This window comes from Citrobacter sp. Cpo147, from assembly GCF_030332405.1.
Lineage (GTDB): Bacteria > Pseudomonadota > Gammaproteobacteria > Enterobacterales > Enterobacteriaceae > Citrobacter > Citrobacter portucalensis.
Map to the genome: position 1 here is coordinate 12,192 of NZ_JAOWHX010000032.1, position 25,533 is coordinate 37,724.

Consider the following 25,533-nt stretch of genomic DNA (forward strand, 5'->3'; position numbering starts at 1 on the left):
TAAAGTATGGATCGCATTATTCAATCACCTGGTAAGTACATCCAGGGTGCCGATGTTATTACCCGTCTTGGCAGCTACCTCAAACCACTGGCAGAACGCTGGCTGGTCGTTGGGGACAAGTTTGTCTTAGGTTTTGCCCAGGGCGCACTGGAAAAAAGCTTCCAGGATGCCGGACTGGCGCTGGAAATTGCACCGTTTGGCGGCGAATGTTCACAAAACGAAATCGACCGTCTGCGCGGCGTGGCAGAAAAAGCGCAGTGTGGCGCAGTACTTGGTATTGGCGGCGGTAAAACGCTGGATACCGCCAAAGCGCTGGCGCACTTTATGGGCGTGCCTGTCGCCATTGCCCCAACCATCGCCTCTACCGATGCGCCGTGCAGCGCGCTGTCCGTCATTTACACCGATGCCGGTGAATTCGATCGCTATCTGCTGCTGCCCAACAACCCGGACAGGGTCATTGTGGATACCAAAATTGTCGCGGGCGCACCGGCACGTCTGTTAGCTGCGGGTATTGGCGATGCGCTGGCGACCTGGTTCGAAGCCCGTGCCTGTTCACGTAGCGGCGCAACCACCATGGCGGGCGGTCAGTGTACTCAGGCGGCGCTGGCGCTGGCAGAGCTGTGCTTTAATACGCTAATCGAAGAAGGTGAAAAAGCGATGCTGGCAGCCGAGCAGCACGTGGTTACACCGGCACTGGAACGTGTTATTGAAGCCAACACCTATCTGAGTGGCGTCGGTTTTGAAAGCGGTGGTCTGGCAGCGGCTCACGCCATTCATAACGGTCTGACCGCAATCCCGGATGCGCATCACTACTATCACGGCGAGAAAGTGGCTTTCGGTACGCTGACGCAGTTGGTGCTGGAAAACGCGCCGGTCGATGAAATTGAAACCGTTGCAGCACTGTGCCATTCCGTTGGCCTACCGATTACCCTGGCGCAACTGGATATCAAACAGGATATCCCAGCGAAAATGCGCATTGTGGCTGAGGCAGCCTGTGCCGAAGGCGAAACCATCCACAACATGCCTGGCGGCGCGACGCCGGACCAGGTGTATGCCGCCCTGCTGGTGGCTGATCAGTACGGTCAACGTTACCTGCAAGAGTGGGAATAACCTGCAAATAGAAAATCCCCGCAAAAGCGGGGATTTTTTTATTCATACCATGCCGGATCCGCGCAAGCGACATCCGGCATTAGCTGTTACAGCAGATCGAAACGATCCAGGTTCATTACTTTCACCCATGCGGAAACGAAATCTCTCACAAACTTCTCGTGAGCATCGCTGCAGGCATAAACTTCAGCCACTGCGCGCAGTACGGAGTTAGAACCGAACACCAGATCGGCGCGGGTTGCCGTGTATTTTACTTCGCCGCTCAGACGGTCACGACCTTCGAACAGCTCTTTTGACTCATCAACCGCCTTCCACTCATGACGCATATCCAGCAGATTGACGAAGAAGTCAGTGCTGAGTACGCCTGGACGATCGGTAAAGACGCCATGCTGGCTGCCGTCGAAGTTGGCACCCAGTACGCGCATACCGCCCACCAGCACAGTCATTTCCGGTGCGGTCAGCGTCAGCTGCTGTGCTTTATCGATCAGCAGCGACTCGGTGGTCGACACGTCAGGACGAGAGCGGTAGTTACGGAAACCATCGGCAATCGGCTCGAGCAGTTCGAACATCTCAATATCCGTTTGATCCTGGCGCGCATCCACGCGGCCCGGCGCAAAAGGTACTTTGATGCTGACACCCGCAGCGCTAGCCGCCTGCTCTATACCAACAACCCCGGCCAGCACGATAATATCGGCTAACGAAGCGGTATGGGCTGACTTATAAATGCCTTCCAGCACAGGCAGTACGCGTGCCGCGGTAGCATTCACATCCCAGCCACGCTGTGGGTCCAGCGCCAGACGCGCACCGTTAGCGCCGCCACGTTTATCCCCACCGCGGAAAGTTGATGCGGAAGCCCACGCTACCGATACCAGTTCGCCCACGGACAACCCAGAAGCGGCGATGGTCGCCTTCAGCTTCAGAATATCTTCTTCGCTTGGGTTGAAGAACGCATGCGGCAGCGGGTCTTGCCAAATCAGATCTTCTTTTGGTACTTCCGGTCCGATGTAGCGCGATTTTGGCCCCATATCACGGTGCGTCAGCTTAAACCATGCACGGGCAAACGCTTCGTTAAACGCCTGCGGATCGTTCAGGAAACGGCGGGAGATCTTTTCGAACTCAGGATCAAAACGCAGCGTCAGGTCGGTAACCAGCATCGTCGGCTTACGTTTTTTCGATGGATCAAACGGATCGGGAATAATTTCTGGTGCGTCAACGGCTTCAAACTGAATCGCGCCTGCCGGACTGCGAGTTTGTACCCACTCGTATTTGAACAGGTTCTCGAAGAAATAGTTGCTCCATTGGGTCGGCGTCTGCGTCCACACAACTTCCAGACCGGAAGTAATTGCGTCTGCACCCGCGCCGCTGCCGTAGCTGCTGGCCCAGCCCAGGCCCTGCGCTTCAATCGGCGCGGATTCTGGATCGGCCCCAACGTGCGAAGCCGGTGCTGCGCCGTGGGTTTTGCCCAACGTATGACCGCCGCCAATCAGCGCCACGGTTTCTTCGTCGTTCATGCCCATGTTACCGAAGGTCGCACGAATCGCCGCTGCCGCAGAAAGCGGTTCACCGCTATGGTCCGGCCCTTCCGGGTTCACATAGATAAGGCCCATTTCGGTTGCGCCCAGCGGCGCTTTCGCCAGCTCTTCCGGATGACGGTGGGTCAGCCAGGCTTTTTCATCACCCCAGTTTACGTCGAGATCCGGTTCCCAGACATCTTCACGACCGGCACCAAAGCCGAAGGTACGGAAGCCGGAGTTTTCCAGCGCCACGTTGCCCGCAAGGATAAACAGGTCGGCCCAGGAAATTTTTTGACCATATTTCTGCTTGATTGGCCACAGCAGACGACGCGCTTTATCCAGGCTGACGTTGTCCGGCCAGGAGTTCAGTGGTGCAAAACGCTGCTGTCCGCGACCCGCGCCACCGCGTCCATCGATGGAACGATAGGTCCCTGCACCGTGCCATGCCATGCGGATAAATAATCCGGCATAGGTTCCCCAGTCAGCGGGCCACCACGGTTGAGATTCGGACAGAAGGGCTCTGAGATCCCCTTTCAGGGCAGAATAGTCGAGTTTGCTAAACTCTTTACGGTAGTCGAAGTCCTCACCCAGCGGGTTCGAACGATTGGAATGTTGGTTTAAAAGATCAACGCGGAGTTGGTTAGGCCACCAGTCGCGGTTATTCGTTCCTGCTCCCGCGCTCTGATCGTGACCGCCCTGATGAAAAGGACACTTACCGGCAGTTGATGCGTTCTGGCTATCGTCGGACATGCTCATCTATATGCTCCCTTTACAGTGTTCTGACTACGATATACACCACCAGAGATAAGATATAGTCGAAATAACCCACAGATTCGATAGCTAATTCCTTTTATATTTTAAGTTACAGAGATGTAGATCAAAATGATCAAAAAAAAGCCCTCCGTAGAGGGCTGGGGCATCTGTTTAATTCGGTCTTACACCCAGTGTGTGACAAATAGCGTAGCTCATCTCGGCGCGGTTGAGCGTATAGAAGTGAAAATCTTTCACCCCTTCGCGACTGAGGATTTTCACCATGTCCATGGCGATGTTTGCACCCACCAGCTTACGGGTTTCGGCATCATCATCCAGACCATCAAACATGGTCGACATCCAGGAAGGGATACGAACATTGGTCATATCGGCAAATTTTTTCGCCTGTTTAAAGTTAGATACCGGCAAGATGCCCGGAATAATTTCCACATCGATACCCGCAGACACGCAGCGATCACGAAAACGCAGATAGCTTTCTACATCGAAGAAAAACTGGGTGATCGCGCGGTTTGCACCGGCATCTACCTTCCGCTTCAGGTTCAGCAGATCGGCCTGAGCGCTCTTCGCTTCCGGGTGTACTTCCGGATAAGCCGCAACGGAGATATCAAAATCCGCAACGTCTTTCAGCAGAGTCACCAGGTCAGAGGCATACATATCCGGTTTACCGCATCCCGGCGGCAAGTCACCGCGCAGAGCAACAATATGACGAATACCGTTATTCCAGTAGTCCTGAGCAATGGTCCGCAGCTCATCGCGGGTTGCATCAATACAGGTCAGGTGCGGAGCCGCTTCAAGACCCGTGCGATCCTTAATACCTTTAATAATGCTGTGCGTGCGGTCGCGCTCACCAGAGTTTGCACCGTAGGTGACTGAAACAAACTTCGGCTTCAGGCTGCTCAGGCGATCGATGGAGTTCCACAGGGTTTGCTCCATTTCACTGGTGCGCGGCGGGAAAAACTCAAACGAAACGTTAATCTGACCCTGCACTTCCGCCAGGCTCTGATTCAGGGCTTCCCGCTGGTTGGCGTGAAAAAAGCTCATACCTTACCTCATCAATCTTTTGTCGTTATATGTTGTGTTGTGAACTGCTATACGTTTAGACGTCTAGATGTAAAAATGACGGAAAAGCACGCTGGCGTCAACACAAAAATCATCGTTAAAGGTGAGGAATACTCAGCCAACGTGAAAAAAATTCACATCAGCCTGAAATGATGGGGGATTGCGGCACGACCGTCTGCAAGCCGTTAACGAGAGCGGTGACAGCCTCGCCTCTGGCCAGAGCGCGGGTAAGACGCAATACGGGTAGGTTTAACCCAGGATGAGAGTTGAAGTGATTATGCAGAAGGCTGTTGACGTATTTTATCCGGCCAGGGTCACAAACGAACCGTCGGCCGGATCATCCGGCAACAAAAACTACAGCAGTTGCGCCAGACGGTTGATGTCTGACTGAATAGCGCCGGCGGTGACGTCACGACCTGCGCCCGGTCCACGGATCACCAGCGGGTTATCGCGATACCAGCGGCTTTCAATGGCGAATACGTTATCGCACGGCAGCAGCGCCGCCAGCGGGTGTTCAGGGCGAACCGCTTCAACGCCAACGCGCGCTTTACCGTTAGCATCAAAACGCGCCACATAGCGTAGCACCAGCCCCATTTCACGCGCCGCTTCCAGACGCTGCACCATCTGCTCGTTCAGCTCATCACCATTCTCAAAGAAATGGTCAATAGAGCCTTCTTCACAGTGCGCAGGCACCAGCGATTCCACGCGAACCTGGTCCGGTTCGATGTCGTAACCTGCTTCACGCGCCAGAATCACCAGCTTACGCATCACATCTTTGCCGGAAAGATCTACGCGCGGATCGGGTTCAGTCAGACCCTGTTGCCACGCCTGATCCACCAGATCGGTGAACGGGACCGTGCCATCAAATTGCAGGAACAACCACGACAACGTGCCTGAGAAGATCCCGCTGATCGACAGAATGGTATCTCCGCTATCAATCAGATCGCGCACGGTATGGTTGATCGGCAAGCCTGCACCCACGGTGGCGTTATACAACCAGTGGCGACCGGTTTTTTCAAAAGCGTCATGAATTTGGCGATAATTATGACTGCTACTCGCCCCCGCCAGTTTGTTGGCGCTGATAACGTGGAAACCATGGCTGGCAAAATCCAGATACTGATCCGCCAGTTGCTCGCTGGCAGTAACGTCCAGCACCACTAAATCATCATACGGGTGAGCACGCATCCACAGGAATAGAGACTCTTCATCCTGCTCTACTGCCTCGTCATCAAAGAAAGCTAACGCGCGGCTGGCATCCAGCCCTTCGTAATTCAGCAGACTACGACGGCTATCAACCACACCCGCCAGCACAAACTCTAATCCGGTGCGCGCCGAGAGCGTGCTCTGCTCGCGAGCGAACAGCTCCAGCCAGCGCGAACCAATGTTGCCTTTGCCGAACAACACCAGACCAATGCGTTTTTCCGCACGGAAAATTGACTGATGCAGACCCTGAATCAGGCTCTCTGTTGGCCCAGTACGCAGTACCGCGACCAGGCTGATACCCTCTTCCGATTGCCAGGTGAATTCAACCGGCTGACCTTTCAACTGTTGCCAGAAACGGTGGCAATGCAGCGGATTACGGGTGACGCCCGCCCCGACCATCGCCACCAGAGCCAGCCCCTGGCGCAGACGCAGCTCGCCTGGCAGACCAGCTTCATCAAGAATTTTCAGTGCGCCGTCAGCGACTTCGGAGGTATAGCAAAATTGCAGCAGTTGGCGGTCAGGATGCACACCCACAGCCAGCGGACGCACCTGGGTACGTTTTAAAACCTGATCAATCTCTTTATAAGCCAGCTTAAAGTCCTGGCCAGTCGGAACCAAAAACTCAATCAGGCAGACGTCATCATGACTGGTCACAATACGCGCCCCGGTACCGGAGGCTAGTACGCGTTCAATGCGCGTTGAACCCTGCTCCGGCGTATAGCTACAACGCAGCTGGAGATCGATATCGCTACCGGAAACCGGCTGTAAGGTACGGGCATGGAGAACCGGTGCCGCCAGACGCGCCAGTTCGCTGGCTTCATCCAGACGCAGCAGCGGCAGCAAACAGGCGTCTTTTACTTTACGCGGATCCGCGCTGTAAACCCCGGCGACATCGCTCCAGATAGTTACGCGAGAAACGCCCGCCAGCGCGCCAACCTGCGTCGCCGAGTAGTCGGAGCCGTTACGCCCCAGCAGGACCGTTTCACCGGAATTGCTGCGGCTAATAAAGCCGGTAACCACCAGCCGTTTACCCGGATGCTGCGCCAGCAGTTGCTGTAGCAGCGGGTAAGAAAGACCTTCATCTACCTGCGGCTGGGCACCGCGTTCAGCACGTAAAAAATCGCGCGCATCCAGCCAGGCTGACTCCAGCCCCTGTTGGTTAAGGACCGCAGACATCAAACGCGCGGACCATACCTCACCATGCCCAACAACCTCAGCATAGACGGCATCGTTCACACCGCTGTCGAGTAATCCGGCCAGACGCTCCAGATCGTGAATAAACGCGCCAATCAGTCCATCCGCTACCTCAGGAGGTAACAAACCGCTGATAAGCTCACTTTGATAGCGACGTAACGCCTGTTGAACCTGATGCGCAGAAAGGCGATCGGTCTGGCTTAATTTCAGCCAGCTAATCAACTGGTTAGTGGTACTGCCTGCGGCTGAAACAACCATCATGTCATCAGGCTGCGAGTAATCCGCCATAATGCCTGCGACACGCAGATAACATTTCACGTCTGCCAGACTACTACCACCAAATTTGTGCAGTTGACGACCCTTCGCCCCTGCCTGCGCAATCACACTCATGTTTACCCCTTGTTTGCAGCCCGGAAGCCATTTTCCAGGTCGGCAATTAAATCTTCGCCATCTTCAATACCGGTGGAGATACGCAGCAGCGTTTCGGAAATCCCGGCAGCAGCACGCGCTTCTGGTGCCATGCCCGCGTGTGTCATGGTTGCGGCGTGGGAGATCAGACTTTCAACGCCCCCTAACGATTCCGCCAGCGTAAACAATGACAACCCGCCGAGGAAACGGCGCAGCGTTTGCTCATCGCCATCCAGTTCAAAACTTAACATCGCGCCAAAGCCTTTTTGCTGACGCGCAGCAATCTCATGGCCCTGATTATCCGGCAATGACGGGTGATACAATTTTTTCACCAGCGGCTGAGTTTGCAGATAATCGACTATCGCCTGAGCATTACGTTGCGCCACCTCCATTCGAGGAGACAGAGTACGCAGGCCGCGCAACAGCAGATAACTATCAAACGCGCCGCCGGTCACACCAATATTATTCGCCCACCATGCCAGTTCAGTGACCGTTTCCGGATCTTTCGCTATCACAACACCAGCCACCACGTCTGAGTGACCGTTTAAATATTTCGTGCATGAATGCAACACCAGATCGGCGCCCAATGCCAGTGGATTTTGCAGTGCCGGGCTTAAAAAAGTGTTGTCGACCACGCTGACCGCGCCAGCTTCACGCGCCAGCTGACAGATTTTCGCAATATCCACCACGCGCAGCAGCGGGTTGCTTGGGCTTTCTACCAGCACCAGCTTCGGTTTTTCCGCCAATGCGGCCTGCAATGCCTGCTCATCTCCTTGATCGACAAACAGGACGCGGTAACAGCCACGTTTTGCCAGACTGTCAAACAGTCGGTAGCTCCCGCCGTAGCAGTCATGCGGTGCGACCAGCAGATCGCCTGGCTTGAGGAAGACCGTGGTCACCAGATGAATCGCCGACATGCCAGTATTGGTCAGCACAGCACCAGCACCGCCTTCCAGTTCCGCCAGCGCACGCTGAACAACATCGCGCGTTGGGTTGCCGCGACGCGAATAGTCATGGGCGCGAGGTTCATTAAATCCGGTAAAGTTATAGGTGCTGGAGAGGTGAATCGGCGGGACAACGCAACCGTACTGTTCGTCGTCATTTAACCCGCTACGCACTGCGATGGTGGCCTGTTTACGCGTCATATTGAGGAGATCCTGGCTGAGTCGGTGAAAAGTCAGACACCAGAGTAATCATAGTTACGATAGCCGTCAATACATCTGGACATCTAAACTTCTTTGCGTATAGATTGAGCAAACTAGAAATAGCCGTTAAAATTATATGCATTAGCGTACATCTGCGTCGGCTTACTTCGTGTCAGGGCCACGCCACTACGATAAACTACGCGCAATTATGGTCCGGGCTCAGGTTCTGGCCTCAATATTAATGACGAAGAGGATTAGGTATCTCATGGCTGAATGGAGCGGCGAATATATCAGCCCATACGCTGAGCACGGTAAGAAGAGTGAGCAAGTCAAAAAAATTACGGTTTCCATTCCTCTGAAGGTGTTAAAAATCCTTACCGATGAACGCACGCGTCGTCAGGTGAACAACCTGCGCCACGCCACCAACAGTGAACTGCTGTGTGAAGCGTTTCTGCATGCTTTTACTGGGCAACCCTTACCCAACGATGACGACCTGCGTAAAGAACGCAGTGATGAAATCCCGGAAGAAGCAAAGGTAATCATGCGTGAACTGGGTATCAACCCGGAAACGTGGGAATACTGATAGTTAGAACAGCAATGGATGTGTAGAGGCGGGAATGCTCCCGCCTTTTCTCACTGTGTTACTTACTAATACCATTGAGTTTATTCAATGTTTCTTCCATTTTGAGCGTTTCCGTACGGTTCAATGGATAGAAATAAATCAGAATGACCGCCGCCAAAAACAGGCATAGCGCCGGCAAGAGATTCGCCATCGTATAAATATTTTCCTGCACAATGCTGGTTTGCACTGCACCACCTGTTGACGATGATTGATAGCCAATGATAGCCAACATAAAGCCACCAATCGCCCCTGCGCATGCCTGACCAACCTTGCGCGCAAAGAAGTTCACACCATAAACCGTGCCATCCTCGCGATCGCCAGTGACATACTGATGGTAGTCACAAACATCAGTCATAAACGCCCAAATCATCAGGTTGAATAACCCTGCACCCAGCGTCGCCAGGAACAAGAAAACCAGATAGACCTTTGCATCCGTAATGTGGACAAAGTACATAATCACATACATGACCACGGCAAAAAGCAACGCGCCTACGCTGGCTTCTTTTTTACCAAACCGCTTCGTGAGCCAGGATGCCGATGGCGCCAGCAAAACCAGGGAACCAAAGGTAAACAGCAACGCGACTGACATCGCCTCTTTATTGTGGAAATAGTCATTAAACAGGTAAGTCATGTTGGTACCGGACAACCCCTGATTAATTACAATCAGCAAATCCACAACCACTAAAACAATCAGCGCCTTATTGCGTGCCAGTCCCTTCAGCAACACCGAAACGGGCATGCTCTCTTTTCTCTCCACGCGCACGCGCTCCGTCGTTAAATGACAGGTCAAGGATAAAAAGATCAAGCCCAGCACTGCGCAACCAATGGAAATCCAGAAGAAGTGTTGCCCGGAAATCACCTGGCTTCCGTCCACCAGGGTGGTGTACATCAGGATCGGAATGAAAAAGCCAGTTGCCCCACCGCCAATTGCTGACCCAACGCTACGCCAGGTTGAAAGCGATACACGATCATCCGGATTCGAGCTAATCGCCGCAGACATAGCACCGTACGGAATACTCACGGTCGATAACAGCGAACCGTAAATGAAATAGGAGCAACAGATGTAGATGATTTTCGCCGTATAAGAAAAATCATTCACAAACGGCAGGAACAGGACAACCGCAATGATGCAAAATGGATACTTCATGCGACGCACCCACGGGTTGAAACGTCCATGTACCGTCAGTTTAGAGGTATCGCATAAGCGCCCTACACCAACATCAACGAACGCATCAAAGAGTTTGGTCACAAAATAGAGTGAGCCAACAATAACGCCGGAAATACCGAGGACGTTAGTGTAATAAATCATTAAAAAACTATTAACTAAGCCAAGAATAAAACAGGTTCCGAGGTCACCACATAAATAACCGATTTTATCTCTAATTCCGAAAGGCCTGACGGCAGTGGTTTCATTATTTCCAATAATAGTTCCATCATTAGACATGATGTCAACTCCTTAGACATATTATTCACACAAACTATGCTTATCGACGTAATCAGCCAATACGAAAACTATTACCGATTAGAAGTTATAACCAAGACCGACACGATAACGGGTCTGACGATCGTCTGTGGTGGTAGTGTTATAACCCGAGGAAACGTTGCCAACTTCAACAAATGGAACCCATGAGCCTAGTTTATACGCCACGCGGAAGTTATATTCATAATCATCTTTCCGGTTGTTATATAAATCTTCGCTATCGGCAATTTTATAAATACCATTTAGCTCAAACATCCAGTCATTGACGTTATAACCAAGCCAGGCTTCCGGACGATAGACCATGCGGTCATCTTTGCCGTCAGTGTTTCTGCGCATGTACTCCTGACGATAGCGGAACGCGGTCCACCAGTTGTCGTTGATGTTGTACTGCACGCGGATATAAGGCTTATAAATCGCGATATTATCGCCCGTTTCTATCGCAATGCCGGGCTGCCAGACAAGACCCTGCCATGTGAACTGGTAGCTTGCGGTATACTCGTTACCGTTACTTTCCATATTATTCCACGCATCATTTGACTGCGTGTTTTCGGAACGAGAAATGGCTTCGACTGCGACACCAAAACCCGTGGCAAAACGGTGAGACATATAAACACGATCGTAATTACGTCCATCGTCATAATATTCATGCCGGTAATCAACATAACCCGCTTGTGCGGCCGCAGAGAATAATGGAATCAGTAATAACGCAGATTTAAATTTCATGACAATCCCTCTTCACACTCAATAACGGAAATTATCCATCTCGTTTTGTCCATAAAATGGGAAAACAAAAAGGCTTTTAGATTAATTTTATATTTCCACAAAAGTGTATTTTAGAAAGAAAGCAGAAACCTTTGGCATTTTGCCAGGAACTAGTAAAAGTGGCAAAAGACAGAAGATAAAAAGGATGCAGATCACCAGTCTCAATATTTTACCGAAAAAATAAAACAGCGTTTTATTTATTAAATTAAATAGACTATTCAATGCATCAATATATATTTCAGTTCTGAAACGCAGAAACAAAAAAAGCGCCATAAGGCGCTTTTTTCTGACAGCTGAAACTTACTTGCTGCCTGGGATGCTGAAACGCTTGTTGAAGCGATCAACACGACCACCGGTAGCAACATCACGCTGCTTGCCAGTATAGAACGGGTGGCACTTGCTGCACACGTCGAGGTTCAGATCGTGACCGACAGTAGAGCGGATTTTAATGACGTTACCGCAAGAGCAGTTTGCAGTAATTTCTTCGTATTTCGGGTGAATATCTTTTTTCATGGGAAAACCTCGGTTTAAGGCCGCGTCGCTCTTCCAGCCCTAACGCCAGACACCACGCGATGTTAATTATTCCCCGTCACCTTTCACACTGCTGATGCGTTGCCTGCGTTCACTCACTCTGGTCACATAGTTCACTATGCTCCCAGAGATTCGCTCGCTTGCCGCCTTCCAGCCGCGCGAAACTCTCGGGTAATGGTCAGTATTTGACGCAATCAATTTGCATCAAAGGCGGCGAATCATACAGAAATTAACCTGCTCATGCAAACTGATCCGCATTCTACCCTCCACTAATGTGTATACTAACCCGCCAGATTTCAAGTCAGGATGATTCAATGCCCGTTGCGCACGTTGCCTTACCTGTTCCGCTACCTCGCACCTTTGACTACCTCCTGCCGGAAGGCTTGAGTGCCAAAGCCGGGTGTCGTGTACGCGTGCCCTTTGGCAAGCAGCAGGAGCGCGTGGGTATCGTCCTTTCCGTCAGCGAGCACAGTGAACTGCCGCGGAGCGAATTGAAAGCCGTTCTCGAAGTGCTGGACAGCGAACCGGTCTACTCGACCTCTGTCTGGCGTCTGCTGTTGTGGGCGGCTGATTATTATCATCATCCCATCGGTGACGTACTGTTTCACGCTCTGCCAATTTTACTGCGCCAGGGACGCCCGGCGACAAACGCGCCCATGTGGTACTGGTTTGCCACTGAAGAAGGCCAGATTATTGACCTCAACAGCCTAAAGCGTTCTCCCAAGCAGCAACAGGCGCTGGCTGCGCTACGCCAGGGGAAAATCTGGCGCGACCAGGTGGCTGAACTGGAATTTAATGATGCCGCATTACAGGCACTGCGGAAAAAAGGGCTGTGCGATCTGGCGAGCGAAACACCAGGCTTTAGCGACTGGCGTACGGACTACGCGGTTTCCGGTGAGCGTCTGCGACTGAACACCGAGCAGGCCACCGCCGTCGGGGCGATTCACAGCGCCTCAGACAGTTTTAGCGCCTGGCTATTAGCGGGCGTAACGGGATCAGGCAAAACAGAAGTCTATCTCAGCGTTCTGGAAAACGTCCTTGCCCAAGGCAAGCAGGCGCTGGTGATGGTGCCGGAGATTGGCCTGACGCCGCAAACTATTGCCCGTTTTCGCGAACGTTTTAATGCGCCGGTCGAAGTCCTGCACTCCGGTTTAAACGACAGTGAACGTCTTTCAGCCTGGCTGAAAGCAAAAAATGGCGAGGCGGCGATTGTTATCGGCACGCGTTCTTCGCTGTTTACGCCGTTTAAAAATCTCGGCGTGATTGTCATCGACGAAGAGCACGACAGCTCTTATAAACAGCAGGAAGGCTGGCGCTATCATGCGCGCGACCTCGCGGTTTACCGCGCCCATAGCGAGCAAATCCCGATTATTCTCGGCTCAGCCACTCCGGCACTGGAAACGCTGTGTAACGTGCGGCAGAACAAATACCGCATGCTGCGCCTGACGCGCCGCGCCGGAAATGCGCGCCCAGCCACTCAGCACGTGCTGGATCTCAAAGGTCAGCAGGTGCAGGCCGGTCTAGCCCCTGCGCTGATCGCCCGTATGCGTCAGCACCTGCAGGCGGATAACCAGGTGATCCTGTTTTTGAACCGTCGTGGTTTTGCGCCTGCGCTGCTGTGCCACGACTGTGGTTGGATTGCCGAATGTCCGCGTTGCGATCATTACTACACGCTACATCAGGCGCAGCACCACCTGCGTTGCCACCACTGCGACAGCCAGCGCCCAATACCGCGTCAGTGCCCTTCCTGCGGTTCGACGCATATGGTTCCGGTAGGACTCGGCACCGAACAGCTTGAGCAGGCTCTGGCACCTTTTTTCCCCGGTGTGCCAATTTCACGTATAGATCGCGACACCACCAGCCGTAAAGGGTCGCTGGAGCAGCATCTGGCGGAAGTGCATCGCGGCGGCGCACGAATACTTATAGGCACGCAAATGCTGGCCAAAGGCCACCACTTCCCGGACGTCACTCTGGTGGCGCTGCTGGACGTTGACGGCGCGCTATTTTCCGCAGATTTCCGGTCAGCAGAACGCTTCGCCCAGCTCTATACGCAGGTCTCTGGCCGTGCCGGACGCGCCGGGAAGCAAGGCGAAGTGGTGCTGCAAACGCACCATCCTGAACATCCGCTGCTGCAAACCTTGCTGTATAAAGGCTATGACGCGTTTGCCGAACAGGCGCTGGCCGAGCGACAAACGCTCCAGCTTCCACCGTGGACCAGCCATGTGATCGTGCGGGCAGAAGATCATAACAACCAGCATGCACCAATGTTCTTGCAGCAGCTACGGAATCTCATTCAAGCCAGCCCGTTGGCCGATGACAAACTCTGGGTGCTCGGCCCGGTTCCCGCACTGGCGCCCAAACGCGGTGGTCGTTATCGTTGGCAAATATTGTTGCAACATCCATCACGAATTCGCCTGCAACATATCGTCAGCGGCACGCTGGCACTGATCAATACGCTACCCGATGCACGCAAGGTTAAATGGGTGCTGGATGTCGATCCCATCGAGGGATAACCCCTCACGATGCGAGGCGGATCGTAAAATTAAAGATCCATCACACTTTTTATGAAAATTCTGTAACCGCTTCCATTCACTATCTGATAAAAATGTTTCAGATGAAGGTTATCCAGGGACGAGTCTGTGCCAGCAGCTCTCTGGCGAGGAGAAAGAGTGAAACCGAATAAGCAGGTTGCCGCCGCTACGATGAAAGATGTTGCTCTGAAGGCGAAAGTCTCAACGGCAACCGTATCCCGCGCATTAATGAACCCGGACAAAGTCTCGCAGTCAACCCGTAACAAGGTTGAGCAGGCAGCGCTGGAAGTGGGATATCTACCCCAATCAATGGGACGTAACGTTAAGCGTAATGAGTCGCGTACCATTCTGGTGATTGTGCCGGATATCTGCGATCCGTTTTTTAGCGAAGTGATTCGTGGCATTGAAGTGACTGCCGCAGAACAGGGATACCTGGTGCTTATTGGCGACTGCGCGCACCAGAACCAACAGGAAAAGACGTTTCTTAACCTCATTATCACCAAGCAGATCGATGGCATGGTACTGCTCAGCTCGCGCCTGCCGTTTGATGCCAGCGTGGAAGAGCAGCGCAATTTACCGCCGATGGTCATGTCGAACGAGTTCGCACCAGAGCTGGAACTCCCTACCGTACACATTGATAACCTCACCGCCGCCTTTAACGCGATGAATTATCTGCTGGAACTGGGGCATAAACGCATTGGCTGTATCGCCGGCCCCGAAGATATGCCGCTGTGCCATTACCGTCTGCAAGGCTACGTTCAGGCGTTACGCCGCAGCGGAATTACGGTCGATCCGCATTTTATCGCGCGCGGTGACTTTACCTATGAAGCGGGAGCCAATGCGCTGAAGCAGCTCCTTGAACTACCGCAGCCGCCTACCGCGGTCTTTTGTCACAGCGACGTCATGGCGCTGGGCGCACTCTCTTACGCCAAACGCCAGGGTCTGAAAGTCCCTGATGATTTATCCATTATTGGCTTTGATAACATTTCGCTCACGGAATTTTGTGATCCACCCCTGACAACCGTCGCACAGCCGCGTTTCGATATCGGACGTGAAGCTATGCTGTTACTGCTCGATCAATTACAAGGGCAGAGCGTCAGCAGTGGCTCACGTTTACTGGACTGCGAGCTTATTATTCGGGGTACTACCCGGGCACTGACGTAAAGTAAAGTGCTTTCGGACTCCCCTGTCTGGTCAAAGGCCCGCCGCTTAAGTAACATGGCGGGCTGACGAACGAATAAATACAGCGAAACGATAGTGGCACAACGAGATTATGTACGTCGCGGCCAACCGGCACCTTCGCGGCGCAAGAAGAACACATCACGGAAAAAACAACGCAATACGCCTGCGGTATCGCCCGCAATGGTTGCTATTGCTGCAGCCGTACTCGTGACCTTTATCGGTGGTCTGTACTTCATTACGCATCACAAGAAAGAAGAGTCCGAAACGCTGCAAAACCAGAAAGTCACCGGTAATGGCATTCCGCCAAAACCGGAAGAGCGCTGGCGATACATCAAAGAGCTGGAGAGCCGTCAGCCTGGCGTACGTGCGCCTACCGAACCGTCTGCGGGCGGCGAGGTGCTGAATGCCGATCAGCTAACCAATGAGCAGCGTCAGCTATTGGCGCAAATGCAGGCTGATATGCGTCAACAGCCGACACAGCTCAACGAAGTACCGTGGAACGAGCAAACGGCTGAACAGCGCCAGCAAACGCTGCAGCGTCAGCGTCAGGTGCAACAGCAGCAGTGGAACAATGCCCAGCAGCAGGCTCAGCAGCCGCGTCCACGGGCAACAGAACAGCCGTATCAGCAGCAGCAAACGCGTACAGCACAAGCCGCGCCGGTACAGCAGCCGAAAGCGCAGCCAAAACCGGCGGCGCAACAGCCGTATCAGGATCTGCTGCAAACGCCAGCGCATACCACCGCTGCTCAGCCAAAACCGCAGCCGGCCGCGCCAATAACCAATGAAACGCAGCCGCCAAAACAGACGGCTGAGAAAAAAGATGAACGCCACTGGATGGTTCAGTGCGGATCATTTAAAGGCGCTGAGCAGGCAGAAACTGTGCGTGCACAGCTGGCCTTTGAAGGCTTTAACTCCCGTATAACCACCAATAACGGCTGGAATCGTGTGGTCATTGGTCCGGTCAAGGGCAAAGAGAATGCCGACAACACCATCAGCCGCCTGAAGGTTGCTGGTCACACAAACTGCATTCGACTCTCCACTGGGGGTTGAAACCCCCAAAATCTCCCCCATCTATACTTGCATTACGCCCCGTACACTGTGCGGGGCCTGTACATTGCATTTGTAACCAAGGGGTCTGCTCGTGACAACAATAGTAAGCGTACGCCGTAACGGCCATGTGGTAATCGCCGGTGATGGTCAGGCCACACTGGGTAACACCGTAATGAAAGGCAACGTGAAGAAAGTCCGCCGTCTGTACAACGATAAAGTCATCGCGGGCTTTGCGGGCGGTACTGCGGATGCATTCACGCTGTTTGAACTGTTTGAACGCAAGCTGGAAATGCACCAGGGTCACCTGGTGAAAGCTGCCGTTGAACTGGCAAAAGACTGGCGTACCGACCGTATGCTGCGCAAACTCGAAGCGCTGCTGGCCGTCGCAGATGAAACTGCATCGCTCATCATCACCGGTAACGGCGATGTCATCCAGCCAGAAAACGATCTGATTGCTATCGGCTCCGGCGGTCCCTACGCCCAGGCTGCTGCACGCGCTCTGCTTGAAAACACCGAGCTTGGCGCACGCGAGATTGCTGAAAAAGCGTTGGATATTGCAGGGGATATCTGCATTTATACCAACCACTTCCATACCATCGAAGAATTGAACTCCAAAGCGTAAGGATCCCCCATGTCTGAAATGACCCCACGCGAAATTGTCAGCGAACTGAACAAACACATCATCGGCCAGGATAACGCGAAGCGTTCCGTGGCGATCGCCCTGCGTAACCGCTGGCGTCGTATGCAGCTCAACGAAGAGTTGCGCCATGAAGTCACGCCGAAAAACATTCTGATGATTGGCCCGACCGGCGTCGGTAAAACTGAAATTGCCCGTCGTCTGGCAAAACTGGCCAACGCGCCGTTCATCAAAGTCGAAGCAACAAAATTCACCGAAGTCGGCTATGTTGGTAAAGAAGTTGATTCCATCATCCGCGATCTGACCGATGCTGCCATTAAAATGGTCCGCGTGCAGGCAATCGAGAAAAACCGCTTCCGTGCCGAAGAGATGGCGGAAGAGCGCATTCTCGACGTGCTGATCCCACCGGCTAAAAATAACTGGGGACAGTCAGAGCAGCCGCAGGAACCTTCTGCAGCACGTCAGGCATTCCGTAAAAAACTGCGTGAAGGCCAGCTGGATGATAAAGAGATCGAAATCGATCTCGCGGCCGCACCGATGGGCGTTGAAATTATGGCGCCTCCAGGAATGGAAGAGATGACCAGCCAGCTGCAGTCCATGTTCCAGAACCTGGGCGGTCAGAAGCAAAAACCGCGTAAGCTGAAAATCAAAGACGCGATGAAACTGCTGATTGAAGAAGAAGCGGCCAAACTGGTGAACCCGGAAGAGCTGAAACAAGAAGCTATCGACGCCGTTGAGCAGCACGGGATCGTGTTTATCGACGAAATCGACAAGATCTGTAAGCGCGGCGAATCTTCCGGCCCGGACGTGTCCCGTGAAGGCGTACAGCGCGACCTGCTGCCGCTGGTTGAAGGCTGCACTGTCTCCACCAAGCACGGCATGGTGAAAACAGATCACATTCTGTTTATCGCTTCTGGTGCATTCCAGGTAGCCAAACCGTCCGACCTGATCCCAGAACTGCAGGGTCGTCTGCCGATTCGTGTCGAGCTGCAGGCGCTGACCACCAGCGATTTTGAGCGTATCCTTACCGAACCGAATGCCTCCATCACCGTCCAGTACAAAGCGCTGATGGCGACTGAAGGTGTGGACATCAACTTCACTGAATCCGGTATTAAACGCATTGCCGAAGCGGCCTGGCAGGTTAACGAAACCACCGAAAACATCGGTGCACGTCGTCTGCATACCGTTCTGGAACGTCTGATGGAAGATATTTCCTATGATGCGAGCGATTTGAACGGCCAAAGCATCACAATTGATGCCGAATATGTGAGCAAACATCTGGATGCGCTGGTCGCAGATGAAGATCTGAGCCGTTTTATCCTATAATCGCGTTCAATGCATTTTCATCACTGTTGATGGGGCTGATAAAGCCCCATTTTTATTGGCGCTAAATATGACTGAACAACAACAAATTAGCCGCTCACAAGCCTGGCTGGAAAGTTTACGACCTAAGACCTTACCGCTCGCCTTCGCGGCGATCATCGTCGGTACGGCATTAGCATGGTGGCAAGGATACTTCGATCCGCTGGTTGCTCTGCTGGCATTGATTACGGCGGGACTGCTGCAAATTCTGTCCAATCTCGCTAACGACTATGGCGATGCCGTCAAAGGCAGCGACAAGCCCGACCGCATTGGACCGCTGCGCGGTATGCAAAAAGGGGTTATCACCCAACAGCAGATGAAGCGCGCGCTGATCGTCACCGTGGTGCTGATCTGTCTGTCCGGGCTGGCCTTGGTAGCTGTAGCCTGTCACACGCTGGCGGATTTTGTCGGTTTCCTGGTGCTCGGCGGTCTGTCGATTATCGCCGCGATCACCTACACCGTGGGTAATCGCCCTTACGGATATATCGGCCTGGGCGATATTTCTGTGCTGGTATTTTTCGGCTGGCTCAGTGTGATGGGAAGCTGGTATCTGCAGGCGCATACGCTGATTCCAGCGCTGATTCTGCCTGCTACCGCCTGCGGCCTGCTGGCAACCGCCGTGCTCAACGTCAACAACCTGCGCGATATCAACAGCGACAGAGAGAACGGCAAGAACACGCTGGTCGTGCGTTTAGGCGCTGTCAATGCCCGCCGCTACCACGCCTGTCTGCTGATGGGCACGCTGGTCTGTCTGGCATTGTTCAACCTGTTCTCACTGCAAAGCCTGTGGGGATGGCTGTTTATCCTCGCCGCTCCGCTGCTGATCAAACAGGCTCGCTATGTTATGCGCGAGATGGACCCAGCAGCAATGCGTCCGATGCTGGAACGCACCGTAAAAGCGGCATTGTTAACTAACCTGCTGTTTGTCGTTGGAATTTTCTTAAGTCAGTGGTCTCTTTAACTGACAAATATCAATTAACAATTGATGATTTTGCCAACAGTACACATAGCGCGATATACTAAAAATTCTCGCAGCAACTGAACGTTAAGCCTATGAAATACGATACATCCGAGCTTTGTGACATCTATCAGGAAGATGTCAACGTCGTGGAACCGCTGTTCTCTAACTTTGGGGGACGGTCGTCGTTTGGCGGGCAAATCATCACGGTAAAATGTTTCGAGGACAACGGGTTGCTGTACGATCTGCTCGAACAAAACGGCCGTGGTCGCATTCTGCTGGTCGATGGCGGCGGTTCTGTCCGTCGTGCGCTGGTCGATGCCGAACTGGCACGGCAGGCCGTACAGAATGAATGGGAAGGTCTGGTCATCTACGGCTCAGTCCGCCAGGTAGACGATCTGGGAGAGCTGGACATCGGCATTCAGGCGATTGCCGCTATTCCGGTAGGTGCTTCAGGAGAAGGTATCGGGGAAAGCGATGTGCGCGTCAACTTTGGCGGCGTGACGTTCTTCTCCGGCGACCACCTGTACGCCGACAACACCGGGATAATCCTCTCCGAAGACCCACTCGATATCGAGTAAGCGAAAAAGGCCATCAGCAATTTTGATGGCCTTTTTTTCATTCATTTGATTCGTAATGAATGACTTTAATATCATACTTTTTATATTTTTCTTCGACAACGATACTCATCGTCTCACGACTGACAGGATAAGTTTCGATATAAGCATTTAATTTATCCTCAGCTATCTGAATGCCACTCTTTTGTATCCCGGTAAAAATTATCTCACTGCGTTGAAGATGACTACCATCATCTGCATAGCTTACAAAAAACCAGTCGTTAGATATCCTTGGAGCCTGTTTAAGAGGTTTCGGTGTTAGCAGATGATAAAATAATAAACTCTGCTGAGTGTAGATTTTTTCTGTATAGATGCTCACCATAAAATGACAATAAAATAGCGCAATAAAAAGCATAAACACAATAATAAAACCTGATCTCCTGGATTTCATATGTGGAGTTCCCGAACATAATCAGGATTAGCAATAGGTCTTATTACATCCATAAATAAAGGTAATTCACCCGAATAGGGTTCATGTCTCTTATCTTTATTGATAGGGTCAGGAAACAGTAACGGAATAACACTTTTATTCTTAAACTCACCAACTGGGCCATAGAAGTCCCAGATTCGATAAGCCTTTTCTTTCGAGCATATCTGAAGGTAAGAGGTGTAATCTGCATAATTTACCGCTTGGTAAAAACCAAATAGATTTGAGACCAAATCTTCAGCACTATAACCACTATCCGTTAAATAAACATAAGGCCAAAAGTCCTGTAAGGACTCAAAGCGATGTGACGTACCTAAGAATATTGATAAAGCAATACCTTGTAAGGTTCGCTCCTGCAATCCTCGGCGCACCATAAATCTACGATATATACCAGTATTGATATTTATGCCATGAATGTTTTTGGACATACTTTGATGATAATTCACTTCATAAAACTCACTATCACCACCACGAGGCCTTGTCATTTCAAACCATAATTTTTCAGCCCCTGCCGGATTAGCATGGCCTAAATCAATCCATCCTAAATTATCTGTATAGATAAGACCATATCTAATATCTCTGGTGATAAGTCGATCCGAATCATCAATAATATCGTTTCTTTTTGTCATATCGTATTCTTTGATATTTAAAAAATACGATATCCTAATCTCTACATAGCAAAAAGGCATCCATTATGGATGCCTTTTTCAAGAAATCAGAATTAGACTTCTTCCATACGACCCAGCAGGGCATGCAGTCGATCCTGCCAGCCGCTCTGCTGTTCTTTCAGGCTGTTGTTCTCACGCTCCAGCTCTTCACGCTGCTGCTGTGCAGTCTGAACTTCCTGCGACAGTGAGTTGTTCTTTTCTTTCAGCTCTTCGATTTCCATCTGCAACAGCGTGATGGTATCAATCGCCTGCTGTACTTTTGCTTCCAGTTTCTCAAACACTTCTAATGACATCGTCATACCTCTCCTGAATTGCAAGGCGTTGATGGATAAAAATCCTCGTCCCGATAACCGGCGACGCCTTAATAAAAACGAGCGCACTCTACTTAACACCGATTGTATGAAGCCGCGTCATCCCTGTCCAGCGGCATCCCGCGCAGATTGCGGTTTGCAACACTTTTAGTCTTTCTCCTGGTGACATTACTGTCATAACTCTTAAGTGTTAACAGATTGATCAGTGAAATGATTCAGCTCACACTATTTTTGTATAACAAATACCTCACAATGGCGCGAAAACGCTCATTTTGTTGATGCAGTACACACATTTTAATTTCGATATTTCTCGTTTTTGAGCGTTAACGATAAATTAACAGTGTGCCTACCGGCTCCGGGGATGTCAGTGACCTTCTCGCACACAATAAACATTAAACTCTCTTCAGGATCCGATTATGAGTCAAACATCAACCTTAAAAGGCCAGTGCATTGCAGAATTCCTCGGTACCGGGTTGTTGATTTTCTTCGGTGTGGGCTGTGTCGCTGCACTTAAAGTGGCTGGGGCTACTTTTGGTCAGTGGGAAATCAGTATCATCTGGGGTCTGGGGGTAGCGATGGCTATCTATCTGACCGCAGGCGTTTCTGGTGCACACCTGAATCCCGCGGTAACCATCGCACTCTGGCTGTTCGCCTGTTTTGATAAACGCAAAGTTGTTCCTTTTATTATTTCGCAAATTGCCGGCGCCTTTTGCGCAGCGGCACTGGTTTACGGGCTTTATTACAATCTTTTCCTCGATTTCGAACAAACTAACCATATCGTACGCGGCAGTACCGAGAGCCTGGGTCTGGCAGGTACTTTCTCCACCTATCCGAACCCGCATATCAATTTTGTGCAGGCCTTCGCGGTTGAAATGGTCATTACCGCTATTCTAATGGGGCTGATTCTGGCTCTGACCGACGATGGTAACGGTGTACCTCGTGGTCCGCTGGCACCACTGCTGATCGGCTTGTTGATTGCCGTTATTGGTGCTTCCATGGGTCCGCTGACAGGTTTTGCGATGAACCCGGCACGTGACTTCGGACCGAAACTCTTCGCCTGGATGGCCGGATGGGGTGAGATTGCCTTCACGGGTGGTCGCGATATCCCTTACTTCCTGGTTCCGGTGTTTGGCCCGATTACCGGCGCGATTTTGGGCGCATGGGCATATCGCAAACTGATTGGTCGTCATTTACCGTGCGATGTCTGCGCGATTGAAGAAAAAGACGTTGCGGCCAACACTCAACAAAAAGCTTCGCAGTAATGTGACTACGGGACAAAAAATTATGACTGAAAAAAAATATATCGTTGCGCTCGACCAGGGCACCACCAGCTCCCGCGCGGTCGTAATGGACCACGATGCGAATATCGTTGCCGTTTCACAGCGCGAATTCGAACAAATCTACCCGAAAGCCGGTTGGGTAGAACATGACCCAATGGAAATTTGGGCGACCCAAAGCTCCACGCTGGTAGAAGTTCTGGCGAAAGCCGATATCAGTTCCGATGAAATTGCAGCGATCGGTATTACCAACCAGCGTGAAACCACCATCGTCTGGGAACGCGAAACCGGTAAACCAATCTATAACGCCATTGTGTGGCAGTGCCGTCGTACCGCGGATATCTGCGAAAAGCTCAAACGTGACGGCATGGAAGAGTACATCCGTAACAACACCGGTCTGGTTATTGACCCGTACTTCTCCGGTACCAAGGTGAAGTGGATCCTCGACCACGTAGAAGGCTCGCGTGAGCGCGCTCGTCGCGGCGAACTGCTGTTTGGTACCGTAGACACCTGGCTTATCTGGAAAATGACGCAGGGGCGCGTACACGTCACAGATTACACCAACGCCTCGCGTACCATGCTGTTCAACATCCACTCCCTGGACTGGGATGACACGATGCTGGATGCGCTGGATATTCCGCGTGCAATGCTGCCTGAAGTGCGTCGCTCTTCTGAAGTGTACGGCCAGACCAACATCGGTGGTAAAGGCGGTATTCGTATTCCTATCTCCGGTATCGCCGGTGATCAGCAGGCGGCGCTGTTTGGCCAGCTGTGCGTGAAGGAAGGGATGGCGAAAAATACTTACGGTACCGGCTGCTTCATGCTGATGAACACCGGCGAGAAAGCCGTTAAGTCCGAAAACGGACTGCTGACCACCATCGCCTGCGGACCGACCGGGGAAGTGAACTACGCGCTGGAAGGTGCGGTATTTATGGCTGGCGCCTCCATCCAGTGGCTGCGCGATGAAATGAAACTCATCAGCGATGCATTCGACTCCGAATATTTCGCCACCAAAGTGAAAGACACCAACGGCGTATACGTCGTTCCGGCATTTACTGGCCTGGGCGCACCATACTGGGACCCGTATGCTCGCGGCGCCATCTTTGGTCTGACCCGTGGGGTAAACTCCAACCACATCATCCGTGCCACGCTTGAGTCTATTGCATATCAGACTCGTGATGTTCTGGAAGCAATGCAGGCTGACTCCGGTATTCGCCTGCACGCCCTGCGCGTTGATGGCGGTGCGGTCGCCAACAACTTCCTGATGCAGTTCCAGTCCGACATTCTCGGCACGCGCGTTGAGCGCCCGGAAGTCCGCGAAGTCACCGCATTGGGTGCGGCATACCTGGCTGGTCTGGCAGTAGGCTTCTGGCAGAATCTGGATGAGCTGCAGGAAAAAGCGGTCATCGAGCGTGAATTCCGCCCAGGTATCGAAACCACCGAACGTAACTTCCGTTACAGCGGCTGGAAAAAAGCGGTCAAACGCGCCATGGCGTGGGAAGATCACGACGAGTAATACGTCATAGCCGGATGGCAACTGTGCCTTATCCGGCAATATCTTCGTGCGGGGGCAACCCCGCACACACATCAATAATCTCGCCCCCTCCCCTGTGCTACACTTCGCGCCATTCCTTTTAGCTACGAGTTTGCAATGAGACGAGAACTTGCCATTGAATTTTCACGCGTGACCGAAGCGGCCGCGCTGGCTGGCTATAAATGGCTGGGCCGCGGCGACAAAAATACCGCTGACGGCGCGGCGGTAAACGCCATGCGTATTATGCTCAACCAGGTCAACATTGACGGCACCATCGTGATTGGCGAGGGCGAGATCGATGAAGCGCCGATGCTGTTTATCGGTGAGAAAGTCGGGACCGGTCTTGGTGATGCGGTCGACATCGCCGTCGATCCTATCGAAGGCACACGCATGACGGCAATGGGTCAGGCAAACGCGCTGGCCGTACTGGCTGTTGGCGATAAAGGTTGCTTCCTGAACGCACCAGACATGTACATGGAGAAGCTGATTGTCGGCCCAGGCGCAAAAGGGTCTATCGACCTGAACCTGTCGCTGGAAGCCAACCTGCATAACGTTGCCGCTGCACTCAATAAGCCACTGAGTGAACTGACCGTCACCATTCTGGCCAAGCCACGCCATAATGAAACGATCGCCGAAATGCAAAAACTGGGCGTGCGCGTCTTTGCTATTCCAGACGGTGACGTTGCAGCCTCCATTCTGACCTGCATGCCAGACAGTGAAGTTGACGTGCTGTACGGCATTGGCGGCGCACCTGAAGGCGTGGTTTCTGCCGCCGTCATCCGCGCGCTGGACGGCGACATGCAAGGCCGTTTGCTGGCACGTCATGACGTCAAAGGCGACAGCGAAGAGAACCGTCGCATTGGCGAACAAGAACTGGCTCGTTGCGCCGCCATGGGCATTGAAGCGGGCAAAGTGCTGCGCCTCGATGAAATGGCGCGTAGCGACAACGTCATTTTCTCCGCCACCGGCATCACCAAAGGCGATTTGCTGGAAGGGATTAGCCGTAAAGGTAATATCGCGACCACCGAAACGCTGCTGATCCGCGGCAAATCACGTACGATCCGCCGCATTCAGTCGATTCACTACCTCGATCGTAAAGATCCCGATGTGCAGGCGCACATCCTGTAATTGATTTGATCAATAGAGCCTTCCAGCCCATATGGGCTGGAAATCTTTCGTCCAA

At 52.3% G+C, this 25,533-nt stretch carries 22 protein-coding genes; 12 read left to right on the plus strand and 10 right to left on the minus strand.

Going from position 1 to position 25,533, the window contains the following annotated elements:
* Window positions 1-6 precede the first annotated feature (6 nt).
* Window positions 7-1,110, plus strand: coding sequence for a bifunctional L-1,2-propanediol dehydrogenase/glycerol dehydrogenase (gene gldA, locus OGY06_RS11445; protein WP_003825158.1), 1,104 nt, complete (start codon window positions 7-9; stop codon window positions 1,108-1,110).
* 86 nt (window positions 1,111-1,196) lie between these two features.
* On the opposite strand, the gene katG is transcribed toward gldA, so the two are convergent.
* The 4 genes from katG to metB all read right to left on the minus strand — a co-directional run bounded on the left by katG (window position 1,197) and on the right by metB (window position 8,401).
* Window positions 1,197-3,377 carry a catalase/peroxidase HPI gene (gene katG, locus OGY06_RS11450; RefSeq protein ID WP_003825159.1) on the minus strand — a complete coding sequence of 727 codons (2,181 nt, stop codon included), beginning with the start codon at window positions 3,375-3,377 and terminating at the stop codon, window positions 1,197-1,199.
* A 168-nt stretch (window positions 3,378-3,545) separates the two neighbouring features.
* A complete protein-coding gene (gene metF / locus OGY06_RS11455; RefSeq protein ID WP_063941747.1) occupies window positions 3,546-4,433 on the minus strand; it encodes a methylenetetrahydrofolate reductase in 888 nt (295 codons plus the stop codon).
* 372 nt (window positions 4,434-4,805) lie between these two features.
* A complete protein-coding gene (locus OGY06_RS11460; protein WP_003825164.1) occupies window positions 4,806-7,238 on the minus strand; it encodes a bifunctional aspartate kinase/homoserine dehydrogenase II in 2,433 nt (810 codons plus the stop codon).
* A 2-nt stretch (window positions 7,239-7,240) separates the two neighbouring features.
* Window positions 7,241-8,401 carry a cystathionine gamma-synthase gene (gene metB, locus OGY06_RS11465; protein WP_003028818.1) on the minus strand — a complete coding sequence of 387 codons (1,161 nt, stop codon included), beginning with the start codon at window positions 8,399-8,401 and terminating at the stop codon, window positions 7,241-7,243.
* Between the two features lie 265 nt (window positions 8,402-8,666).
* On the opposite strand from metB, the gene metJ reads away from it, so the two are divergent.
* Window positions 8,667-8,984 (plus strand): met regulon transcriptional regulator MetJ, encoded by a 318-nt coding sequence (gene metJ, locus OGY06_RS11470; protein ID WP_003825168.1) that lies wholly within the window; start codon window positions 8,667-8,669, stop codon window positions 8,982-8,984.
* A gap of 58 nt (window positions 8,985-9,042) precedes the next feature.
* Here metJ and OGY06_RS11475 read toward each other — a convergent pair whose 3' ends face one another.
* The 3 genes from OGY06_RS11475 to rpmE all read right to left on the minus strand — a co-directional run bounded on the left by OGY06_RS11475 (window position 9,043) and on the right by rpmE (window position 11,778).
* Window positions 9,043-10,467 (minus strand): MFS transporter, encoded by a 1,425-nt coding sequence (locus OGY06_RS11475; protein WP_003825170.1) that lies wholly within the window; start codon window positions 10,465-10,467, stop codon window positions 9,043-9,045.
* Between the two features lie 78 nt (window positions 10,468-10,545).
* Entirely contained in the window at window positions 10,546-11,226 is a 681-nt protein-coding gene (locus tag OGY06_RS11480) for an oligogalacturonate-specific porin KdgM family protein (protein WP_003825173.1), read from the minus strand.
* A gap of 339 nt (window positions 11,227-11,565) precedes the next feature.
* Complete coding sequence (rpmE, locus tag OGY06_RS11485) at window positions 11,566-11,778, minus strand: 50S ribosomal protein L31 (RefSeq protein ID WP_003028810.1); 213 nt, start codon at window positions 11,776-11,778, stop codon at window positions 11,566-11,568.
* Window positions 11,779-12,110: 332 nt separating this feature from the next.
* On the opposite strand from rpmE, the gene priA reads away from it, so the two are divergent.
* The 7 genes from priA (at window position 12,111) to rraA (ending at window position 20,097) form a co-directional block, all read left to right on the plus strand.
* Window positions 12,111-14,309, plus strand: a complete 2,199-nt coding sequence (gene priA, locus OGY06_RS11490; RefSeq protein WP_063941745.1) for a primosomal protein N' — start codon at window positions 12,111-12,113, stop codon at window positions 14,307-14,309.
* A gap of 156 nt (window positions 14,310-14,465) precedes the next feature.
* Window positions 14,466-15,491: a DNA-binding transcriptional regulator CytR gene (gene cytR / locus OGY06_RS11495; RefSeq protein ID WP_003825179.1), complete on the plus strand. Its 1,026-nt coding sequence runs from the start codon at window positions 14,466-14,468 to the stop codon at window positions 15,489-15,491.
* Window positions 15,492-15,584: 93 nt separating this feature from the next.
* Window positions 15,585-16,559, plus strand: coding sequence for a cell division protein FtsN (gene ftsN / locus OGY06_RS11500; RefSeq protein ID WP_074170626.1), 975 nt, complete (start codon window positions 15,585-15,587; stop codon window positions 16,557-16,559).
* Window positions 16,560-16,650: 91 nt separating this feature from the next.
* Window positions 16,651-17,181, plus strand: coding sequence for an ATP-dependent protease subunit HslV (gene hslV / locus OGY06_RS11505; RefSeq protein ID WP_003028805.1), 531 nt, complete (start codon window positions 16,651-16,653; stop codon window positions 17,179-17,181).
* A gap of 9 nt (window positions 17,182-17,190) precedes the next feature.
* Complete coding sequence (gene hslU, locus OGY06_RS11510; protein ID WP_003028803.1) at window positions 17,191-18,522, plus strand: ATP-dependent protease ATPase subunit HslU; 1,332 nt, start codon at window positions 17,191-17,193, stop codon at window positions 18,520-18,522.
* A 67-nt stretch (window positions 18,523-18,589) separates the two neighbouring features.
* Entirely contained in the window at window positions 18,590-19,519 is a 930-nt protein-coding gene (menA, locus tag OGY06_RS11515) for a 1,4-dihydroxy-2-naphthoate polyprenyltransferase (RefSeq protein WP_003825185.1), read from the plus strand.
* A gap of 92 nt (window positions 19,520-19,611) precedes the next feature.
* Window positions 19,612-20,097 (plus strand): ribonuclease E activity regulator RraA, encoded by a 486-nt coding sequence (rraA, locus tag OGY06_RS11520; protein WP_286605342.1) that lies wholly within the window; start codon window positions 19,612-19,614, stop codon window positions 20,095-20,097.
* A 37-nt stretch (window positions 20,098-20,134) separates the two neighbouring features.
* Here rraA and OGY06_RS11525 read toward each other — a convergent pair whose 3' ends face one another.
* From OGY06_RS11525 to zapB, 3 genes are all read right to left on the minus strand, one after another.
* Window positions 20,135-20,524, minus strand: a complete 390-nt coding sequence (locus OGY06_RS11525; protein ID WP_286605344.1) for a hypothetical protein — start codon at window positions 20,522-20,524, stop codon at window positions 20,135-20,137.
* On the minus strand, window positions 20,521-21,189 hold the full coding sequence (locus OGY06_RS11530) for a hypothetical protein (RefSeq protein WP_032934070.1): 669 nt from the start codon (window positions 21,187-21,189) through the stop codon (window positions 20,521-20,523). The genes OGY06_RS11525 and OGY06_RS11530 overlap by 4 nt, the downstream gene beginning before the upstream one ends.
* A gap of 92 nt (window positions 21,190-21,281) precedes the next feature.
* Window positions 21,282-21,527 (minus strand): septal ring assembly protein ZapB, encoded by a 246-nt coding sequence (gene zapB / locus OGY06_RS11535; RefSeq protein WP_095533156.1) that lies wholly within the window; start codon window positions 21,525-21,527, stop codon window positions 21,282-21,284.
* Between the two features lie 428 nt (window positions 21,528-21,955).
* On the opposite strand from zapB, the gene OGY06_RS11540 reads away from it, so the two are divergent.
* The 3 genes from OGY06_RS11540 (at window position 21,956) to glpX (ending at window position 25,478) form a co-directional block, all read left to right on the plus strand.
* A complete protein-coding gene (locus tag OGY06_RS11540; protein ID WP_003825195.1) occupies window positions 21,956-22,801 on the plus strand; it encodes an MIP/aquaporin family protein in 846 nt (281 codons plus the stop codon).
* A gap of 22 nt (window positions 22,802-22,823) precedes the next feature.
* Window positions 22,824-24,332, plus strand: coding sequence for a glycerol kinase GlpK (glpK, locus tag OGY06_RS11545; protein ID WP_003028792.1), 1,509 nt, complete (start codon window positions 22,824-22,826; stop codon window positions 24,330-24,332).
* A gap of 135 nt (window positions 24,333-24,467) precedes the next feature.
* Window positions 24,468-25,478 carry a class II fructose-bisphosphatase gene (gene glpX, locus OGY06_RS11550; protein ID WP_063941743.1) on the plus strand — a complete coding sequence of 337 codons (1,011 nt, stop codon included), beginning with the start codon at window positions 24,468-24,470 and terminating at the stop codon, window positions 25,476-25,478.
* Window positions 25,479-25,533 lie beyond the last annotated feature (55 nt).

Coding starts and splice junctions, on each gene's coding strand:
- gldA (WP_003825158.1), top strand. CDS start 7: ATGGATCGCATTATTCAATCACCTGGTAAGTACATCCAGGGTGCCGAT.
- katG (WP_003825159.1), bottom strand. CDS start 3,377: ATGAGCATGTCCGACGATAGCCAGAACGCATCAACTGCCGGTAAGTGT.
- metF (WP_063941747.1), bottom strand. CDS start 4,433: ATGAGCTTTTTTCACGCCAACCAGCGGGAAGCCCTGAATCAGAGCCTG.
- OGY06_RS11460 (WP_003825164.1), bottom strand. CDS start 7,238: ATGAGTGTGATTGCGCAGGCAGGGGCGAAGGGTCGTCAACTGCACAAA.
- metB (WP_003028818.1), bottom strand. CDS start 8,401: ATGACGCGTAAACAGGCCACCATCGCAGTGCGTAGCGGGTTAAATGAC.
- metJ (WP_003825168.1), top strand. CDS start 8,667: ATGGCTGAATGGAGCGGCGAATATATCAGCCCATACGCTGAGCACGGT.
- OGY06_RS11475 (WP_003825170.1), bottom strand. CDS start 10,467: ATGTCTAATGATGGAACTATTATTGGAAATAATGAAACCACTGCCGTC.
- OGY06_RS11480 (WP_003825173.1), bottom strand. CDS start 11,226: ATGAAATTTAAATCTGCGTTATTACTGATTCCATTATTCTCTGCGGCC.
- rpmE (WP_003028810.1), bottom strand. CDS start 11,778: ATGAAAAAAGATATTCACCCGAAATACGAAGAAATTACTGCAAACTGC.
- priA (WP_063941745.1), top strand. CDS start 12,111: ATGCCCGTTGCGCACGTTGCCTTACCTGTTCCGCTACCTCGCACCTTT.
- hslU (WP_003028803.1), top strand. CDS start 17,191: ATGTCTGAAATGACCCCACGCGAAATTGTCAGCGAACTGAACAAACAC.
- menA (WP_003825185.1), top strand. CDS start 18,590: ATGACTGAACAACAACAAATTAGCCGCTCACAAGCCTGGCTGGAAAGT.
- rraA (WP_286605342.1), top strand. CDS start 19,612: ATGAAATACGATACATCCGAGCTTTGTGACATCTATCAGGAAGATGTC.
- OGY06_RS11525 (WP_286605344.1), bottom strand. CDS start 20,524: ATGAAATCCAGGAGATCAGGTTTTATTATTGTGTTTATGCTTTTTATT.
- OGY06_RS11530 (WP_032934070.1), bottom strand. CDS start 21,189: ATGACAAAAAGAAACGATATTATTGATGATTCGGATCGACTTATCACC.
- zapB (WP_095533156.1), bottom strand. CDS start 21,527: ATGACGATGTCATTAGAAGTGTTTGAGAAACTGGAAGCAAAAGTACAG.
- OGY06_RS11540 (WP_003825195.1), top strand. CDS start 21,956: ATGAGTCAAACATCAACCTTAAAAGGCCAGTGCATTGCAGAATTCCTC.
- glpK (WP_003028792.1), top strand. CDS start 22,824: ATGACTGAAAAAAAATATATCGTTGCGCTCGACCAGGGCACCACCAGC.
- glpX (WP_063941743.1), top strand. CDS start 24,468: ATGAGACGAGAACTTGCCATTGAATTTTCACGCGTGACCGAAGCGGCC.